This is a genomic window from Hydrogenophaga sp. (assembly GCF_030651625.1).
Classification (GTDB): domain Bacteria; phylum Pseudomonadota; class Gammaproteobacteria; order Burkholderiales; family Burkholderiaceae_C; genus Hydrogenophaga.
Window position 1 is genome coordinate 47,371 of the sequence record NZ_JAUSCF010000034.1, and the last position, 17,996, is coordinate 65,366.

At 65.1% G+C, this 17,996-nt stretch carries 18 protein-coding genes; 6 read left to right on the forward strand and 12 right to left on the reverse strand.

Annotation, left to right across the window (positions count from 1 at the left end; translation table 11 throughout):
- The first annotated feature begins 42 nt into the window (after positions 1–42).
- Genes Q7V46_RS16695 through Q7V46_RS16705 form a run of 3 tightly spaced genes read left to right on the forward strand, consistent with a single transcriptional unit; the run spans position 43 to position 2,503 of the window.
- Positions 43–414: a PepSY domain-containing protein gene (locus Q7V46_RS16695; protein ID WP_304914691.1), complete on the forward strand. Its 372-nt coding sequence runs from the start codon at positions 43–45 to the stop codon at positions 412–414.
- Between the two features lie 20 nt (positions 415–434).
- Positions 435–1,109 carry a response regulator transcription factor gene (locus Q7V46_RS16700; RefSeq protein WP_304914692.1) on the forward strand — a complete coding sequence of 225 codons (675 nt, stop codon included), beginning with the start codon at positions 435–437 and terminating at the stop codon, positions 1,107–1,109.
- Positions 1,106–2,503 (forward strand): sensor histidine kinase, encoded by a 1,398-nt coding sequence (locus Q7V46_RS16705; protein WP_304914693.1) that lies wholly within the window; start codon positions 1,106–1,108, stop codon positions 2,501–2,503. Before Q7V46_RS16700 ends, Q7V46_RS16705 begins: the two co-directional genes overlap by 4 nt.
- Here Q7V46_RS16705 and Q7V46_RS16710 read toward each other — a convergent pair.
- The 3 genes from Q7V46_RS16710 to Q7V46_RS16720 form a co-directional block, all read right to left on the reverse strand.
- Positions 2,481–4,148, reverse strand: a complete 1,668-nt coding sequence (locus Q7V46_RS16710) for a phosphoethanolamine transferase (protein WP_304914694.1) — start codon at positions 4,146–4,148, stop codon at positions 2,481–2,483. The two genes, Q7V46_RS16705 and Q7V46_RS16710, sit on opposite strands and share 23 nt — an antisense overlap.
- A 245-nt stretch (positions 4,149–4,393) precedes the next feature.
- Entirely contained in the window at positions 4,394–5,728 is a 1,335-nt protein-coding gene (locus tag Q7V46_RS16715; protein ID WP_304914695.1) for a histidine kinase dimerization/phospho-acceptor domain-containing protein, read from the reverse strand.
- Positions 5,729–5,754: 26 nt separating this feature from the next.
- The gene (locus Q7V46_RS16720; protein ID WP_304914696.1) at positions 5,755–6,483 is read right to left on the reverse strand and encodes a response regulator transcription factor; all 729 of its coding nucleotides are present in this window, start codon (positions 6,481–6,483) and stop codon (positions 5,755–5,757) included.
- 94 nt (positions 6,484–6,577) lie between these two features.
- Between Q7V46_RS16720 and Q7V46_RS16725 the strand changes: the two genes are divergently transcribed.
- The gene (locus tag Q7V46_RS16725) at positions 6,578–7,324 is read left to right on the forward strand and encodes a phosphatase PAP2 family protein (protein ID WP_304914697.1); all 747 of its coding nucleotides are present in this window, start codon (positions 6,578–6,580) and stop codon (positions 7,322–7,324) included.
- Here the strand turns inward: Q7V46_RS16725 and Q7V46_RS16730 are convergent.
- From Q7V46_RS16730 to def, 9 genes are all read right to left on the reverse strand, one after another.
- Complete coding sequence (locus tag Q7V46_RS16730) at positions 7,315–8,328, reverse strand: NAD-dependent epimerase/dehydratase family protein (RefSeq protein WP_304914698.1); 1,014 nt, start codon at positions 8,326–8,328, stop codon at positions 7,315–7,317. The genes Q7V46_RS16725 and Q7V46_RS16730 overlap by 10 nt on opposite strands.
- On the reverse strand, positions 8,325–10,106 hold the full coding sequence (locus Q7V46_RS16735) for a glycosyltransferase family 39 protein (RefSeq protein WP_304914699.1): 1,782 nt from the start codon (positions 10,104–10,106) through the stop codon (positions 8,325–8,327). The genes Q7V46_RS16730 and Q7V46_RS16735 overlap by 4 nt, the downstream gene beginning before the upstream one ends.
- On the reverse strand, positions 10,087–10,827 hold the full coding sequence (locus Q7V46_RS16740) for a TVP38/TMEM64 family protein (RefSeq protein ID WP_304914700.1): 741 nt from the start codon (positions 10,825–10,827) through the stop codon (positions 10,087–10,089). The genes Q7V46_RS16735 and Q7V46_RS16740 overlap by 20 nt, the downstream gene beginning before the upstream one ends.
- A complete protein-coding gene (locus Q7V46_RS16745; RefSeq protein ID WP_304914701.1) occupies positions 10,817–11,608 on the reverse strand; it encodes a glycosyltransferase family 2 protein in 792 nt (263 codons plus the stop codon). The genes Q7V46_RS16740 and Q7V46_RS16745 overlap by 11 nt, the downstream gene beginning before the upstream one ends.
- Positions 11,609–11,777: 169 nt before the next feature.
- On the reverse strand, positions 11,778–12,113 hold the full coding sequence (locus Q7V46_RS16750) for an AzlD domain-containing protein (protein ID WP_304914702.1): 336 nt from the start codon (positions 12,111–12,113) through the stop codon (positions 11,778–11,780).
- Positions 12,106–12,849: an AzlC family ABC transporter permease gene (locus Q7V46_RS16755; RefSeq protein ID WP_304914703.1), complete on the reverse strand. Its 744-nt coding sequence runs from the start codon at positions 12,847–12,849 to the stop codon at positions 12,106–12,108. The genes Q7V46_RS16750 and Q7V46_RS16755 overlap by 8 nt, the downstream gene beginning before the upstream one ends.
- The gene (gene fmt, locus Q7V46_RS16760; protein ID WP_304914704.1) at positions 12,849–13,850 is read right to left on the reverse strand and encodes a methionyl-tRNA formyltransferase; all 1,002 of its coding nucleotides are present in this window, start codon (positions 13,848–13,850) and stop codon (positions 12,849–12,851) included. The genes Q7V46_RS16755 and fmt overlap by 1 nt, the downstream gene beginning before the upstream one ends.
- 41 nt (positions 13,851–13,891) lie before the next feature.
- Positions 13,892–14,389: a hypothetical protein gene (locus Q7V46_RS16765; RefSeq protein WP_370690373.1), complete on the reverse strand. Its 498-nt coding sequence runs from the start codon at positions 14,387–14,389 to the stop codon at positions 13,892–13,894.
- A 61-nt stretch (positions 14,390–14,450) separates the two neighbouring features.
- Entirely contained in the window at positions 14,451–14,972 is a 522-nt protein-coding gene (gene def / locus Q7V46_RS16770; RefSeq protein WP_304914705.1) for a peptide deformylase, read from the reverse strand.
- A 325-nt stretch (positions 14,973–15,297) separates the two neighbouring features.
- Here def and Q7V46_RS16775 point away from each other — a divergent pair, with 325 nt between their 5' ends.
- Together Q7V46_RS16775 and dprA are read left to right on the forward strand one after the other, a co-directional pair.
- Positions 15,298–16,521, forward strand: coding sequence for a LysM peptidoglycan-binding domain-containing protein (locus tag Q7V46_RS16775; RefSeq protein ID WP_304914710.1), 1,224 nt, complete (start codon positions 15,298–15,300; stop codon positions 16,519–16,521).
- 13 nt (positions 16,522–16,534) lie between these two features.
- The gene (gene dprA, locus Q7V46_RS16780; protein WP_304914706.1) at positions 16,535–17,629 is read left to right on the forward strand and encodes a DNA-processing protein DprA; all 1,095 of its coding nucleotides are present in this window, start codon (positions 16,535–16,537) and stop codon (positions 17,627–17,629) included.
- Positions 17,630–17,996 lie beyond the last annotated feature (367 nt).

Sequence of the window (17,996 nt, forward strand, 5' to 3'; positions counted from 1 at the left end):
GTGTTCATCTGCCATTCAGAATCCGGGCCCGACAATGTCGGCATGCACTTGAACCCCGCCGCTCTGCGCACCCGCCGCTTCATGGCCTGCGGCCTGGCCGTGGCTGCGCTGTGGGCCAGTCATCCGGGCGCCTGGGCGCGCGACGGGGACGACCACGAACGCGCGCGGCAAGCGGTGCAGGCCGGGCAGGTGCTGCCCTTGCGCACGGTGCTGGAGCGGCTGGAGCGCGAACACCCGGGCCAGGTGCTGGAGGTTGATCTGGAGCGCGAAGGCGAGCACTGGCTCTATGAAATCAAATTGCTGCAACCGGGTGGGCGGCTGCTCAAGCTCCAGCTCGACGCCCGGACCGCCGACGTGCTGCGCAGCAAGGGCCGCGATCACAATCGCAGTGGCGACCGCAAATCGACCCGCTGAATCCATTCCCCTTCCATTCCATGCGCATCCTGCTGGTTGAAGACGAGCCCACCCTGCGCGCGCAACTGCGCGCGGGCCTGGTGGAGGCAGGCTACGTGGTGGACGAGGCCGAAAACGGGCGCGAAGCGCATTTCATGGGCGACACGCAGGCGTTTGACGCGGTGGTGCTTGACCTTGGGCTGCCGGTGCTCGATGGCCTGTCGGTGCTCAAGCGCTGGCGCGACGGAGGCCGCGCCATGCCGGTGCTGATCCTCACCGCGCGCGACAGCTGGCACGAGAAGGTGGCCGGCATTGACGCCGGCGCCGACGACTACCTGACGAAACCCTTCCATCTGGAAGAACTGCTGGCGCGCCTGCGCGCGCTGATCCGTCGCGCCAGCGGGCAGGCCTCGCCGGTGCTGCAGTGTGGAAAGCTGGCGCTGGACACGCGCAGCGGCCGTGTCACGAACGACGGCCAGCCCGTGACCCTGACCAGCCATGAGTACAAGGTGCTGGCCTACCTGATGCACCGGCCAGGCTCGGTGGTCTCGCGCACCGAACTGATCGAACACATCTACGCCCAGGACTTCGATCGCGACTCCAACACCATCGAGGTGTTCGTGGGCCGGCTGCGCAAGAAGCTGCCCCAGGCCTGCATCGAGACCGTGCGCGGGCTGGGCTACCGGCTGGTCCCGCCCCCAACCTCGCCACAATGACGCGCATGCGCTGGACCCGCTCCCTGCGTTTTCGCCTGCTTGCAGCCACGCTGGTGGCGCTGGCGCTGGCGCTGTTGCTCGCCGGCTGGGCGCTGGCAGGCCTGTTCCGCCAGCACGTGATGCGTCAGTTCGAAACCAGCCTGACCCAGCAGCTTGACCAGTTGACCGCGCGGCTGGAATTTGACGCCACCGGGCAACCGCTGATCGACCCGCAGGGCTTGTCGGACCCTCGGTGGCAGAAGCCGTATTCGGGGCTTTACTGGCAGATCGATCAGATAAGCGCCGACGGTCAGGCGCGCAGCAGCGTGCTGCGCTCGCGCTCGCTGTGGGACACCCGGCTGGAACTGCACCCCGACGATCTGGCCGACGGCGCACTGCATGCGCACGAAGGCACGGGGCCGCAGGGCTCGGCGGTGCTGATGCTGGAGCGCACGGTGCGCCCGGACGAACAGCCCGAGGTGCGCTGGCGGCTGGTGGTCGCAGCCAACACCCAGGACAGCCTGCTGGCCGTGGCGCGCTTCAACGGCGTGCTCGCCATGTCGTTGCTGGTGCTGGGGCTGCTGCTGGTGCTGGCCGCGTTGGCTCAGGTGGCGGTGGGTCTGTCGCCGCTGCGCAACCTGCAGCGAGCGCTGGCCCGGGTGCGCGAGGGACAGGCGGCGCGGCTGCAGGGCCAGTTTCCGGCCGAGGTACAGCCGCTGATCGACGATTTCAATGGTGTGCTGGAGCGCAACGCCGAAGTGGTGGCGCGCGCACGCACCCAGGCCGGCAATCTGGCGCACGCCATCAAGACCCCGCTGGCGGTGCTGGGGCAAGCCGCCACGCAGTCGCTTCAGACCAGCCTGGGCGACCCGGCGCTGGCACGGCTGGTGCAGGAACAGGTGGCCACCGCACGCCGCCACATCGACTGGCACCTCGCGCGCTCACGCGCTGCGGCCGCACAAAACCTGCCCGGTCTGCGCACACCGTTGGCCCCGGTGGCCGCCGGTCTGGCTCGCGTGATGCAACGGGTGTACGCCGCGCGCGCGCTGCAGATCGATGTCACGGGAGTGCCGGAAGCACTTGCCTTCGCGGGCGAAGAGCAGGACCTGCAGGAAATGCTGGGCAACCTGCTCGACAACGCCTGCAAGTGGGCGCGCACCACGGTGCGGGTCAGTGCCAAAGTCAATGAAGACGAGCTGTGCGTGGAAGTGGAAGACGATGGACCGGGCCTCGACGAAGCCGCGCGCGACGCGGTGCTCGCGCGTGGTGTGCGCATGGACGAAGCCGTGCCCGGCTCCGGCCTGGGCCTGGCCATCGTCAACGAGCTCGCGCAACTCTACGGTGGCCGGCTGCAGCTGTGCAGCTCCTCACTGGACGGGCTGAGGGCGACACTCACCCTGCCGAAGACGGCTTGAACCCAGCGGCCTGAACGCGCTGTGTCGCGCACGGCGCCATGGCGTCCAGACCGGGTTGGTAGGCATTGGTGTTCACGTCCATCAGTCCCAGCACCGAATGGAAAAAGTGGTCGTGCGAGATCGGGGTATGCACACGCGCACGCAAGCAAGGCATGGCAACACCCGTGCGCTGCTGCAGCCCTGGGGAGAGCCAGGTCACCATGGGCACATGGGTCTGTTGGGCAGGGGCCAGCGCATAAGGAACACCATGCAGGTACAGACCCCGCTCACCCAGCGACTCGCCATGGTCCGACACGTAGATCAGACCGCTGTCGTGCGTGCCCTGCACGCTCTTTTTCTCCACCCAGTGCAGCACCTGATCCAGAAACTGGTCGGTGTAGGCGATCGAGTTGTCGTAGGCGTTGTCAAGCTGCTCGGACGTACAGTCGCTGAGGGTGGTGCTGGCGCATTCGGGCTGAAAGCGTTTCCGGGCCTGCGGCGCTCGCCGGAAATACGCGGGGCCGTGACTGCCCATCTGGTGCAGCACGACCACCGCGCCCCGTTGCAGCCGCTGCGGGTCCAGCGCGGCCAGGCGATCGTCGAGCCCTGCGAGCAGGGCCTCGTCGAAACAATCGCTGCCTTCACACAGGCTGGCCCCTGGAACTGGCATCGGTGCATCGCGGGTGCTGGCGTGGGGCACCCGGTCACACACCCCCTTGCAGCCGGACTGGTTGTCCAGCCACAACACCGCCAGACCGGCGCGCTGCAACACATCGAGCAGATTTTCGCGGTCCGGTTCGGCGTTGCCGCCCGTTCCGCGCGTGAGCGGCGAAAACAGGCAGGGCACCGAAACCAGGGTGTTGGTGCCGCAGGAAGACACCTGGTCAAAATTCAACAAGTCCCCTGCATCGCGCCAACGGGTCAGCAAGGGCGTGGTGTCACGCCCATAGCCATTGAGGCCAAATCGGTCAGCCCGCGCCGTCTCGCCCACGACGAGCACCAGCAATGGAGGACGGGTCTGCTGGAAGTAGCTGGCACCCAGGCGGGCGTCCTCCCCCACCGGTTGCAAAGCGCGAATTTTCCTGGGGCCTTGTTCAGCCGCCACCACGCCCGCGGCGTAGACCGCATTGAGCGGGCTCACCATGTAGCGAAGGGACTTGTCGTTGCGCATCAGCGTGGCCAGGCCCTGGTAGCTGACCAGCACCACAACCAGCGCCAGCAGCAAGCCAAGCGCAGCCCCGCCCACATTTCGCGCCAGCTGCGGCCCGGCAGGGCGGTAGGTCAGGGGCCTGCGCCAGAGCCACCACAACGGTGGCGCCGCCAGAAAACCCAAGCTGATGGCCAGAGAGGGGGAGAGCAGGTCGCGCACTTCGCGCACGTCGGTGTGAAGGGCGTTGGCCAGCATCGTCGGGTCGATCACCACACCGTACTGCCACATGTAGTGGGCACTGAACGCCGTGATGATCAACATCACGCTGGCCAGCGGGCGCAACAGCCGTGGCCAGTTCAACAGGCAAAGCAGGGTGGCCGTGATGCCTGCGATCAGCAGTGCCAGCCCCAGGATGCTGCCCACCCGTTGCCCCAGCGACTGATCCAGTGCAAACAGCCGCTGCCACAGCGGCAGGTTGCCCGGACCTGCCATCCACCCGGTCATCCACCAGACCATGGTCCACGCCGATCGAGGCCCAGGGTCAGGGACTGATCGGCGAGCACGAAACGGCGTTGCGAGAACACCAGGCCACCAGCGCGCGGTGGCTGAAAGAAGCGACGACATGACACCCACCTCCAAGCCAGCACTTGCTGGCCGGGCCAGTGTCCAGAATTCAAGTTAAACGAGCCTTATCTCGATCGAGACAACAGCGATTTCAAGCGAAGACCTTTTCGCGGACCGCCTCCAGGCGGCCAGTTCGCTCAAAGGGCATCGACACGCACATCCCATCGCAATGTGAATCGGGTGGTCATGGGCGAAACTGCGCCATCGCGTTCCAGCACGGCGCCCATCTGCTCCGCGATGCGCTCGACCAGCCTCAGCCCCAACCCCAGACCTGCGGCTGGTGACGCGACAAGGGGCGCAGCACCAGGGCGCTGGCCATCGTCACTGACCGAAACCCCCATCGCATCATCGTCTTGCCAGACCACCACTTCCACCTGGGTGCCGGGCGGGGTGTGTCTGAGCGCATTCTCGATCAGGTTGCGCAACGCGAGCTCCAGCAGCAAGGCAGATGCATGTATCTTCACCGCATTTTCAGGCTGTACAAGGGAAAGCTCCTGCCTGCTTTCATGCGCCTGCTGGGCATGTGCAGCAATGAGCGACGCCGCAAGCACACCGAGATCCACAGGCTCGACAACGTGAAGAGGCTCTGCGGTCGCCAGGCGATGGGCGCGCGCAAGATCGAGCAGCTGCGACAGAATCCGGCCAGCACGCAGAGCCTCCTGCTCCAGCTGACCCAGCCTTTCGGGCGTCGCTTCCCGTCGGGCCGCACGCGCCTGCAATGCAATCGCTGCCAGAGGCGTGCGCATCTCGTGTGCCACATCCGAAGCGAACTCGCGTTCGCGTTGTGCGCGCGTCTGCAAGGTGTCGACCAGGGTGTTGATGGCCGCCACCGTGCTGGAGAACTCACGAAACCGGTGTTGCGTGTCGAGCCGCTGGCCAGCGAAGCCGTCGAGCGCCGCCACTTCGCTGGAAAGCCGGTCCAGCGGACGCAGGCCACGCCGTATCGCCCACCACAGCATCAGCGCCACCAGAGGCAGCACCAGCAAGGCGGGACGAGCCACGTGTTCGGCCACGTCCCGGCCCAGGTCGTAACGCCGGGCCATGTCCATCAGCACCGCCACGCGACGCGCGCCGTCGGCGGTTTCACCCACGTACATGCGCCAATCGACAGCCCCGGCCGGACCCTGGTGGGTCACGGTGAACAAACCCGGCGCGGGCGTCTGCCCCAGACCCAGTCCAGGCCACAGCCCATGGGTGTCGGTGACCAGGCGTTGACCCTCCCACTGCAACACCGCCAGCTCCAGCACGTAGGCCTGGGTGGGTGGCAGGTTCAAGGGAACCATCGCCGGCGGGCTCACGCCCTGTGCGGTGTGCAACCAGAGGCGCGTGGCGGCCACCAACTGCCCGTCGGTGATTTCGCCGGCTTCGTGGTGACCGGTGTACCAGGCCACCGAAATCAGGGTCAGCCAAACCACGAGCAATGCGCCGAGCGCCCAGAGCCACAGATGGCGCCAAAGGGGTGGCTGCAGCAACCGGGCTCGGGACCCTGGCACATCCATCAGCGCGCGCGGGTGGAAGTACCCCCCGTCCCGTCATCGTCGCGTGGCACGAAATAGCCCACACCCCTTACCGTCTTGATCAGCGATTCACCCAGCTTTCGACGCAGGTGGTGCACATGCACTTCAATCGCGTTGCTCTCCACCGTTTCACCAAAGCCATACAAGGCAGACTCGAGCCGTGACCTGGACAGCACCTGTGGGCGAGCCTGCAACAAGGTGAGCAGCAATGCAAATTCCTTGCCTCCCAGCGTGACGTATTCACCTGCGAGTTGAACCGTGTGTGCGGCGGGATCGAGCACAAGGTCACCATGCTCGATCACCGGTTTGCTTCTTCCACTGGCCCGCCGCAGCATGGCGCGCAAACGCGCGAGCAATTCGTTGGCATCGAACGGCTTGACGATGTAGTCGTCCGCCCCGCTGTCAAGGCCGCTGATACGGTCACTCACACCATCACGCGCCGTCATGATCAACACCGGCATGTCTCTGTGGGGCAGTGCGTCGCGCCCCCCAGAGGGTTCGCGCCGGTGTCGCAGTCGGGCGAGCAGGTCCAGGCCGTCGCCATCGGGCAGGCCCAGGTCGAGCAGCATGACATCGAACGGCTCCACCGATAGCATCGCCCAGGCAGCGTCCAGCGTCTGACACACGTCCACCGCATAACCGCCCTGGCGCAGCGAAGCGGTCAGGCCGCTGCCGATGCCGGGATCGTCTTCAACCACAAGTGCGCGCATGTCAGCGAAGGGCTCGACGCCCCTGTAAAAAGGAAATCATTATCCAAAGCGCGCTTAAGCATCCCTTAAAGCGGCCCAGCGATGATGGAGCATCATGCATGTTCCTGTCCACAATCCTGCTTGCGCGTCGGCTCTCTCGCCAAAACCTCGTCTGCTGCACGCCTGGGTTGCACTTCTTTTGCTGACCCTGTGGTGGGACGCCACAGGTGCCGACCTCACCGTCATGCAGGCCATTGGCCAACCCGACGGATTTCCCTGGCGCCACCAGTGGCTGCTGGAGTCGGTGTTGCACGACGGGCTTCGCCAGGTGGCGTTCGGTCTTTTCGCATTGATCGGGCTCTGGGCACTCTGGCCTACCCGCCAGGACAAGGGAATGCAGTGGCGAGTGGGGCGACGCGAGCGGGTGGTGGTACTCATGCTGGTGGTGCTTTCTCTGCTGGCCGTGAACATGGTGAAGTCCGTCAGCCGCACCAGTTGCCCCTGGGAGCTGCAGATGTTCGGCGGCAATGCCAGCTATGTGTCCCACTGGAACCTCTGGGTCGGGGATGGTGGCGGTGGCCGCTGCTTCCCCGGCGGCCACGCATCCAGCGCCTTCGCCTTCTTTGCGCTCTGCCTGCCCTGGCTGGCGCCGCCAGACGCCTCGACCAGGCCAGTGCGGCTGGGCTGGGGCATGCTCGCCACTGTCTTGCTGATGGGCCTGGTGGCGGGCGCCGCACAAACGCTGCGCGGTGCGCACCACCCCAGCCACACGTTGTGGACGCTGCTGATCTGCGGTGGCGTCAGCCTGGCGGGCTGGTATGCGGCGAGACCCCGGCTGACAGCGAGCAGGGTTCAACCCTGAAAGTCAGCACCGTAGTAACTGCGATACCAATCCACGAAGCGCTGCACACCAAGCTGCAAATCGGTGTTGGGGCGAATGCCAAAGCCCTTTTCCAGCGCCGTGGTATCGGCCCAGGTTTCCGGCACATCGCCTTGCTGCATGGGCATGAAGCGCTTGATGGCCTCAATGCCCGTGGCTTTTTCAATACAGCCGATGAAGTCCAGCAGGCTCACCGGCGCGCTGTTGCCCACATTCAGCACGCGGTGCGGCACCTCGCCTGCGCCAGCCACCAGCGGCACGGCCATGACCTTGACCACCGCGTCAACAACGTCGTCCACATACGTGAAGTCGCGGCGCATCTGGCCGTTGTTGTAGACATCGATCGGCTGGTGCGCCAGGATGGCACGCACGAACTTGAAAATCGCCATGTCGGGTCGGCCCCAGGGGCCGTACACCGTGAACAGCCGCAATGCCGTGGCCGGGATCTGATAGAGGTGGCTGTAGCTGTAGGCCATCAGCTCGTTGGCCTTCTTGCTCGCGGCATACAGGGAGATCGGGCGATCGGTGACCTGGTCTTCGCGCAGTGGCATCTGGTTCGATGCGCCATAGATTGAGCTCGACGAGGCGTAGACCAGATGCGGCACGGCGCTGTGACGGCAGCCTTCGAGCACGGTGAGCATCCCAGCCAGGTTGCTGTCCAGGTAGGCCATGGGGTGGTCCACCGAGTGACGCACACCGGCCTGGCCCGCCAGATGCACGACGCGCTCGAAACGGTGCATGGCAAACAGTCGGGCAATGGCGTCGCGGTCGGCAATGTCCAGCGCATGGAACACGAAGCCCGACTGGGCCTGCAACTGCCGCAGGCGGGCCTGCTTGAGGCTGGGTTCGTAGTAGGCGTTCAGATTGTCCAGGCCGTGCACCTGCAGCCCCAGACCCAGCAGGCGCTGGCTCAGGTGAAAACCGATGAAACCGGCTGCGCCGGTAACGAGCACAGGTCCTGCGGCTTGGGAGATCAAAGTGTTCATGGCAGGACCCCGTGCGTCACCGGGCGGTAAACAAAACGCTCGGCCTTGATGGGGCTGCCGCACACTGGCGTGAGGGTTTCGGACCCCAGCAGTACCCATTCACGGCGATGTGCCCTGCCCAGCGAGACGGCGCGGGAGACGTCGAAACAGCTCAACTCAGCGCCTGTGGGCACGAGCAGGAATCGTCGGGGCGCCTCTCGCATCCAGATCCAGGCGTTTTTCTCCTGCTCGGCCAATGGTGCCAGATAGCTGAAATGGGTCAGTGGCCTTTGGGCAAAGAGCAGAAACTGCTCCTTGAAATAGAGCAGGCCCAATTCGGCACTGCCGGGCAACCGCTGCTCAACTTCCTCCATCTGGCGTTGCGGTGTGCGGTACGGGTCCGCCAATGGCCAGACCAGCAGGGAGACAAACAGCCAGACCGCCAGGTTGCTGGCCGCGAGTCGAACGAACAGATCGGCCCGGCGCAACCACACCAGCAAGACCAGCCATGCCAGCCCAAGACCGATCAGCGGATACGCCACAGCGCCGAGCAGTTCGCTGTGGTCCTGGAGCCGTGATGGCAGGCGCTGCGGCTCAAGCAGCACCGCCAGGCCCAAGCCGGCGATCAGCACGGCCAGCGCCATCAGCAGCCACTGCAAGACGGTTCCAATCTTCAACGCCAGCGCGCGTTCTCGAACCTGCGCCCACAGCACCGCCACCACCAGCGACAACATCGGCAGCGCTGGGAGGATGTAGACCTCACGCTTGCCCGAGCTGAGCGAGAAGAACAGCAGCACCAGCCCCACCCAGGCCAGCAGCACACGCAGTTTCGGGTCCTCCCGGAGCAGGCCCACCAACGGCCTCCAGAACACCAGCAGCAGGACCGGCAGCGGGAACCACACGGTCGGAATGGCCTGGGTGAAGAAGTAGTGCCAGGGCTTGACGTGATGCCAGGCATTCACGAAGCGCTCACCGGTCTGACGAAACAGCAGGTCATTGCGGTAGGCCACCATCGCCTCGGTGCCGCCGTTGTGCACCTGCCAGAGCATCGGCCCCAGCCAGAGAGCGATCACCGCCAGCATCACCGGCAGACCGAGCAGCAAGCGCCAGTTCCAACACGCACCGGGGGACCGGCTTTTCGGGCCCGCGGGTGCGGTCCCCCCTTCAGCGGGCAGGTGCGGAGCGGCGCAGGGGAAATCCTTTCTCCACAGAGCCAGCGGCAACATCATCAGCAGGGGCAGGAAGCCGACGCCTTTCGTCATGATGCCCAGGCCCATGGCCACCCAGCTGACGTAGTACCAGCGCCAGTGCGGCCCGGTCAGGAAATGGCGAAGCAGGCCATAACAGCCCAGCGTGATCCAGAACGCGACCAGCGCATCCATCTGCGCGGCCTTGCCTTGCAACAGAAACTGCGGCGTGAAGGCCAGCACCAGCACGGCGAGGAGGGCAGTCTGTGCATTCCACAAGCGCCGGCCGAGGTCGTACACCAGCCACAGGGTGCCGATCGCGGCCAGCGCGCTGGGTAGCAGGAACGACAGCTTGAGGTTGCCAAGCAACCCGTAGAACAGGGCGCTGAGCCAGATGAATACCGGCGGCTTGTCCGGGTAATACTCGCCGCCCCGGGTAGGAAACAGCCACTGCCCGGTCTCCACCATCTCGCGGGCGATCTGGGCAAAGCGGGGCTCGTCTGCCGGCCAGGGAAAACGCAGGCCGATGCCGGCCAGCAGCACCACGGCCATGGCCACCAACCAGAACAGCGTCTGGCGACGAATCGATGCGTCAGAAGTCGTGGTGGTCATGGGACGGGTTCTTCGTCGAGCCGGTGGCGCCACCCATAGGCGGCGCGAGGTTGGCTTTGAACTGTTTCAGCCGTTGTTTGAAACCGTGGTGGTACAGATACCAAGCCAGCAGGCTGGAACCGATCAGCAGGGCAAAACTCATCCATATCTTCGAGCTGTCCTGCAAAGCCACACCGCGCCCGGCATAACTGAACAGCAAGGACTGCGGAAGGTAGCCCACGAGGCTGCCCAGGAACACCCCGCGCAGGCTCAGACCGGCAAGTGCAGCGGCCACATTGGTCGCCAGATTGCTGCCCACCGGCATGAGCCGGATGACGCAGATCCACAACCAGGTGTCTTCGGCCAGCACCCGCCGCAGGAGCTCGATCCGGTGAGCGTGACGCTGGCGCACCCAGTCCATGCCCATCACGCGCACCACCCCGATGGTCAGCAGCGCTCCGAATCCGGTGAGCAGGGCACTGACGACCCCACCCACAAAACCACCGAGCAAATAGCCGCAACTGAAGGCCAGCACCTGGCGCGGTCCACCCACAGCCGTGTAGAGAATGCCCCCCAACGCGAACACCGGCCAGGCCAGGCCCCAGTGCTGTCGGAACAGACTGCGCAGCAGGTCTTCTTCGGTGAATGATCCCCACCAGCCGTAGTGCAGGGAGACGAAAGCCAGCATCAGCACAGCCGTCAGCCCCAGCGGCTTGACGAACAGACTGGCGCTAGATTTCACCGATGATTTCCACCTGAGCGATCACGGGCTGCTTGCTGCGCCGGGTCAGCCAGCGCACGCCGATCATGTCGACGATACCCACCCACACACGGTTCCAGGCGGTGTACTTCGAAACCCCCGCCGTGCGGTGGCGGTGGTTCACCGGCACCACCGCGATACGGCCACCCAGGCGGCGCACCAGTGCGGGAATGTAGCGGTGCATGTGGTCAAAGTAGGGCAACCTCAGCCAGGTCTCGCGCGGAATCAGCTTGAGACCGCAGCCCGTGTCGGGCACGCCATCGTCCAGAATCCGTCGACGCACGGCGTTGGCGATCCTGGACTGGATTTTTTTCCATTCGGTGTCCATTCGCTTGTGGCGAAAGCCCGCGATACAGAAATGCACGCCACCCGCCTCCATTGCCTGTGCCTGCCGCAACAGGGCTGGTATGTCCGCAGGATCGTTCTGGCCGTCGCCGTCGATGGTGACCAGATAACGCCCCCGAGCATGTCGGGCTGCAGTGGACAGCGCGGTGCTTTGGCCCACGCTGACCTGGTGCCGGATCAGCTGGGCGGGGGCACCAAGGGCGGTGCAGCACTGAACAAACTCAGCCGCCGTGACATCGCCACTGCCATCGTCCACCAGCACGATTTCGAAACTGCACAACGGCCGCAATGCGCTATCGACCTCACCCACGAGCTGGCCGATATTGCCAGCCTCGTCCTTGGCCGGAATCAATACGGAAACCAGGGGGTTCGCGCTCGACCGCACAAAAAGACTCACAACCGGGCTGGCGTCTGACATCTTGTGGATCACCATTCACGAACAAAGAAACCTTGCGCAGCTCAGCAACGGAGAGGCAAGAGAGCAAACCCCGACAACCTCTGACTGTCGTTGGGAATTCTTATGTGTTCCTTAAGAAAAGTGAACCAACACCTGCCGTTTATTTCTCGAACGGATTTTAAGGCTCGTGCTACCAACCCAGACCGACCTTCAGAGGCAGGTACACCGCCATGCCCGCCACGATGGTGCCGAGCACGCCCCGGCGCCAGGCGAACCAGGACAGGCCCGCCGCCACCGCAAACAGGCGCGCGTCCTGCCAGGTCTGAATCAGTTCGCCCTGAGACATCACCACCTCCGGCACCACCACCGCCGACAAGGCCGCGATCGGCGCATACTGCAGGCCGCGCTGTGCCCAATGCGGCAGCGTCCAGGGTTTGTCGGACAGGAAAAAGAAACCCCGCGTGATGACGGTGACCGCGCCCAGCGCGACGATGGTGAGCAGGGTCCAGGGGTCGAGATCAAACATGGTGTGGACCAGCCCCGGGGCGGTGGGGGCGCATCTTGTCGAGCACCAGGCAGATGGCCACCGCGCTGGCAATGGCCACCAATATGTTGAGCTTCAGGGGCAACGCCCAGGCCGCCACGGCTGCAGCTCCCGCCACCCCGGCCGAGACCACGCGCAGCTTGGACGTGGCCAGCGACGCCAGCACGCCCAGCAAAGCCAGAATGCCAGCAAAGCCCAGCCCCCACTCGGTGGGAATGGCGTTGGCCAGAGCGATGCCCACCAGGCTCATGCCCATCCACGACAGGTAGTTCACCGCACAGTTGCCCGCCAGATACGCTTGCTGCTGCGCCAGCTCGGTGGCCGTGTGGCCCGGCCTGGGAAAGCGCCGAGAAAAAAACACATAGCTCAAATCGCCTGTGACGTAACCCGTGGCCACTCGCTGAAAACGCGGCAAGTGCATCAAGTACGGCCTCAAATGGGCCGAAAACACCACAAACCGCAAATTCACACAAAAGGCCGCTGCCAGGATCACCCACAGCGGTGCCCCGGCCGCGATCATGGGCACCGCGGCCAGTTGGGCACTGCCGGCGTAGACGATCAGCGTCATCAGCACCGCTTCCAGCACCGACAAGCCCGACTTCACCATGGCCACGCCGGTCATCAGACCCCAGGCGGCAATGCCCATCGCCACCGACGCCTGGTCGCGCACGCCCTCCCAGAACTCGGGATGACCGCGATGCACGGGGAGGTAAAACATCAATTCGCCGGCGCGTGCGCGGCGGAACCACTCAGCACTTGACCAGGTACCAGCGAAAAACCCCGCAGGAAATCGCCCACTGGCAGGCGTTTGCCACCGGCGCGCTGCAACGCAGTCAGCACCAGCGTGCCATCGCCCGTCTGCACCCGGATGCCGTCTTCTCCCACCGCGAGCACCGTACCGGGTGCGCATGCGGCGGCACCGGGTTCAACCCGGACCGACCAGAGCTTGACGGACTCTGGGCCCACCGAGAAGCTGGCGCCCGGGAACGGATCAAAGGCCCTCACGCGCCGGGCCAGTTCAGCGGCCGGCTGGCGCCAGTCCATGATGGCCTCGGCCTTTTCGATCTTGTGGGCGTATGTGACACCGTCGACGGGTTGTGCGACCGGCCGTAAGCCGCCGCAGGCCGCCAGTTCGAGCGCCTCCACGATCATCCGACCGCCCAGGTCGGCCAGGCGATCGTGCAAGCCGGCGGTGGTTTCTTCGGCGCCGATGGTCAGGCGCTCGGTCAGCAGCATGTCGCCGGTGTCCAGCCCGGCATTCATCTGCATGATGGTCACACCGGTCTCGGCATCACCGGCTTCAATGGCCCGGTGGATCGGCGCCGCGCCCCGCCAGCGCGGGAGCAGCGAGGCGTGGATGTTGAGACAACCCAGTTTCTTGTGCTTCCCGGTGCCGGTCATCACATCCAGCACCCACTGCGGCAGGATGAGGCCGTAGGCGGCCACGACCATCGCTTGCGCTTGAGCGGCCTCGATCATCTGACGAGCCGCCGCCGCGTCTTCCGGGTACTTGCCGTCCAGGCGCAGGCTGCGCGGTTGCGCCACCGGAATGTGGTGCTCCAGTGCAAACTGCTTGACCGGCGATGCCTGCAGCTTCATGCCCCTGCCTGCGGGGCGGTCGGGCTGGCTGAGCACCAGAGACACCTCGAAGCCCGCAGCGTGCAGACGCTGCAAGGCCACGCTGGCGAACACCGGCGTGCCGGCAAAGATGATTTTCATGGGTTGCAGTACCGGGCCGCACTGGGTGCGCCCGCCAGTCGTCAGAATCGGTTGCCCACGTCGTCCAGCAGCGGCTCGTCGGTGTAGACCACCCGACGCACCGTGCCCTGGGCATCAATATAGATATGCGCCAGTCTGGCGAGCGAAAAGGGCTCCAGGTACCGGTAGGTCCAGACGCCACCCTCAAAACGGGCCACACGTTCTACCACCGCCGGCTGCCCGAACTGGCGCAGCACGTCTTCCCGGGTCCATCGGTCCACCTGGATGCGCTGCAGCCACTCGATGTCCAGCACCTGATCCACCCGGGCCAGGCGCCCCTGGGCATCCAGATCCAGATTGAAGACCTGCTGACCGGATGGCTGGCGCGAATACTGGAGCCGCGTGCCATCGGGCAAGGGGTGGACCGCCGTGGGGCGGCCCAGGCGCTGTTCGATCTCGGCGCGCGACGTGCCGGGCGAGACGGTTTCGGGCATGCTGCCGCAAGCGGCCAACACCAAGGCCAGAGCGGTGGCACCGAGCGCCCGCGTGATCCTGCTCACCGGGCTACCCTCCGTGCTACGCACTGCGGGGCTGGGCGCCTTCGGAGCGGCCGGGCGGCGCTCATGCCCGCACCGCCTCTCGCTGGGCCTTGACCAGCTTGCTCTTGATGCGGTTGCGCTTGAGCGGCGACAGGTATTCCACAAACACCTTGCCGATCAGGTGGTCCATTTCATGCTGGATGCACACCGCCAGCATGCCCTCGGCTTCGATCACCCGCGAATGTCCTTCACCATCGAGCGCTCTCACCCGCACCGCCAGCGAGCGCTCGACCCCGTCGTAGATGCCTGGCACTGAAAGACAGCCCTCTTCACCTTTGCGTTTTTCCGGGCTGGCCCATTCGATCTCGGGATTGATCAGCACCATCGGCTGATTGCGCTCTTCGCTCACGTCGATCACGATCAGACGTTCGTGAACATCCACCTGTGTGGCAGCCAGGCCGATGCCGCTGGCGTCGTACATCGTGGCCAGCATGCGGGGAATCAGCGCCCGGATGCGCTCGTCGACCTGCGCCACCGGACGTGCCACGGTGTGCAGGCGCGGGTCGGGATAACAAAGAATGGGCAGCAATTCAGCAGAGGTCATGATCGAAAACAGCGACACGCGAGAGACAACGTCTGGCCAGGAGGCCCATTTTGGGGCAAGCGTCCCAGCACCTATTCGTGGTGGCTCAGAGACGCACTTGCGCGTTTGTCGGTATTTTCGCTACTTTTGGCGGATGCCGCTGCGCCTCTCCTGCATAAACATTGCCTAATCAAAGCCTTGCGCGCAAAATCAAATGCGAATTATCAAGACCAAAGCGCTGTCACGAACAGGCTCCCTGTCCCGTCCGGGGTGGGCCCTGCCGGGAGCGTGCATGCCCCAGGGGCCCTACATGCCATTGAAGATCCGTTCGAACGCCTCCTTCTCCATGTCCCACGGACTGCGCCCCCTGGCGTGTGCCACCGCGCTGCTGGCTGCAACGCTGGCCTCCGGTGTTGGCGCACAAAACTTCCCCATCACCCCAGGTCAGCGGGCCACCGCCACCCAGGTGGCCCAGGCGGGTGTGCCCCTGTCCGAACTGGCACCCAATGCCCCCGACAGCTACACGGTCAAGCGGGGCGACACGCTCTGGGCCATTTCCGGCATGTATCTCAGGAGCCCCTGGCGCTGGCCCGAACTGTGGGGCATGAACCTGGACGACATCCGCAACCCTCACCTGATTTTCCCCGGTCAGGTGCTGTTCCTTGACACCAGCGACGGCACTGCCCGCCTGAGTACGCGCCGGCCCGGCGATGGCAGCACGCCCACGGTGCGCGTTTCCCCCCGCGTTCGCTCGGAAAGCCTGTCGGACTCGGCCATTCCACCGATCTCGCTCCAGGCCATCGAGTCGTTTCTGGCCGAGCCCATCATCGTGGACGAAGGCACCTTTTCGCGCGCACCACGCATTGTCTCGGCCACCGACAGCCGGGTGCTGATGAGCATGGGCGACCGGGCCTATGCCCGCGCCCTGTACGGCAGCAGCGAAGGCGGCGACGCCGAACCCCTGAGCATTGGCGAAGGCAAACCGCGCGATTTCCGCGTGTTCCGCAACGCCACGCCACTGAAAGACCCGACCACCGGCGAAGTGCTGGGCTACGAAGCACAGTACGTTGGCAAGGCCTACCTGGTGCGTGAAGAAACCCGCAGGGTACCTGCGCCAGTGCCCGGCAAAGAAGGCGCCGTAGCAGGGGCCGAAATCGTTCCGGCCACCATCGACATCGTGCAGGCCAAGGAAGAAGTGCGCATCGGCGACCGCCTGCTGCCCGAACCACCTCGCGAACTGCCCAACTACGTACCGAGTGCACCCTCAGCCACCCTCACAGGCCAGATCGTCTCGGTGTACGGCAATGCGGTGACCTTCGCCGGCCAGAACCAGGTCGTGGCCATCAACCGTGGCATCGAGCATGGGGTTGAGCGCGGTCACGTGCTCGCCCTGCAAAAAGATGCACAGACCATCATCGACAAGACCGACCGTGCGCGCACCCAGATCCGCCTGCCGGGTGAGCGCAACGGTCTCATGATGGTGTTCCGCACCTTCGACAAGGTGTCGTACGCACTGGTGCTGCAGATCACCGACGGGGTCAAGGTCGGCGACAGCTTCGTGAACCCCTGACCCTGACCCGCGAATGAATTGGGAGGAGCTGGCCGCGTGGCTGCGGCTGTCGCTCACACCCGGCGTGGGCAACGATTCGGCGCGCAAGCTGCTGGCGGCCTTTGGCCTGCCCGAAACCATCTTTGCGCAATCCGCTCACGCCCTGCAGACGGTGGTGGGGGCTCAACGCGCACAGGCACTGCTGTGTGAACCCGAAGCACTTCCAGCAGCACTGCATCAATTGCAGGACTGGCTGGCGGCAGGAACTGACCGTCATGTGCTGACGCTGGCTGACAAGCGTTTTCCCGCTGACCTGCTGGAAATGGCCGACCCACCCCCCATGTTGTACGTGCTGGGCGATGTGAAGGCCCTGCATCACCCTCAGCGGCTGGCGATCGTGGGCAGTCGCAACCCGACGCCCCAAGGCCAGGCCAATGCGCGCCAGTTTGCCCAAGCACTCTCAAAAAGCGGGGTGTGCATCGTGTCAGGCCTTGCGCTGGGTGTGGACGGCGCAGCCCACGAGGGCGCACTCGAAGGAGGCAGTCCCACGGTGGCGGTGGTCGGCACCGGGCTCGACCGGGTGTATCCCAAACGCCATCTGAACCTGGCCCACCGCATCGCAGCGCAAGGCGCCCTTGTGAGCGAGTACCCGCTGGGCACTCCCCCGCTCGCCGCCCACTTTCCCCAACGAAATCGCCTGATTTCCGGCCTGTCACAGGGCACGCTGGTCGTCGAGGCGGCGGTGCAATCGGGCTCCCTGATCACCGCGCGGCTCGCCGCCGAACAGGGCCGCGAGGTGTTCGCCATCCCCGGCTCCATCCACGCACCGCAGTCCAAAGGCTGCCACGCACTCATCCGCCAGGGCGCCAAACTCGTCGAATCCGCCTACGACATCCTCGAAGACCTGCGCTTGCCAACCACCGGATCACTGCCCTTTGACACACCCGTAAGTGCATCAGAAGACACCCTGCTGAAAGCGCTGGGCCACGACCCCGTGAGCTTAGACGCCCTTCAAGCCCGCACTGGCCTCGACACCGCCACCCTGCAAGCCAGGCTGCTGGAACTTGAACTGGAAGGGCAAGTCGGCCGACTGCCCGGCGGACTGCTGCAACGCATCGGCAGCGCCTGAGGCGCACAGAGGGAGAGACTCAGTCTCCTGTGCAATCTGCCTCGCGTGAAGGGCGCAGAAAGGCGACGGAGAGCACCGAGCCGAGTAGTAAAGGCGGGTTGTGTGCCGAAACCCTTCCGGAGCGAAGTGCCTCCAAAACCAGGGGCATCAAGGGTCCGGCTTGTATGGTTGAGGGGTTGGGGTGGAGGGCCTGAAATACCGGCTAACGGCACTGACCGACTGGCGGAGATTGCCCCCACCCCGCCTTCCAGCGTCGATAAGGAACTGAGCGGCACCGGGTATCGGTAGCGCCGATCTTTGAGCAAGCCAACGCGGCTGGCGGGAATATCCACCCCAACACTTGTCATTCTTTCTCCAAGGAGACTGC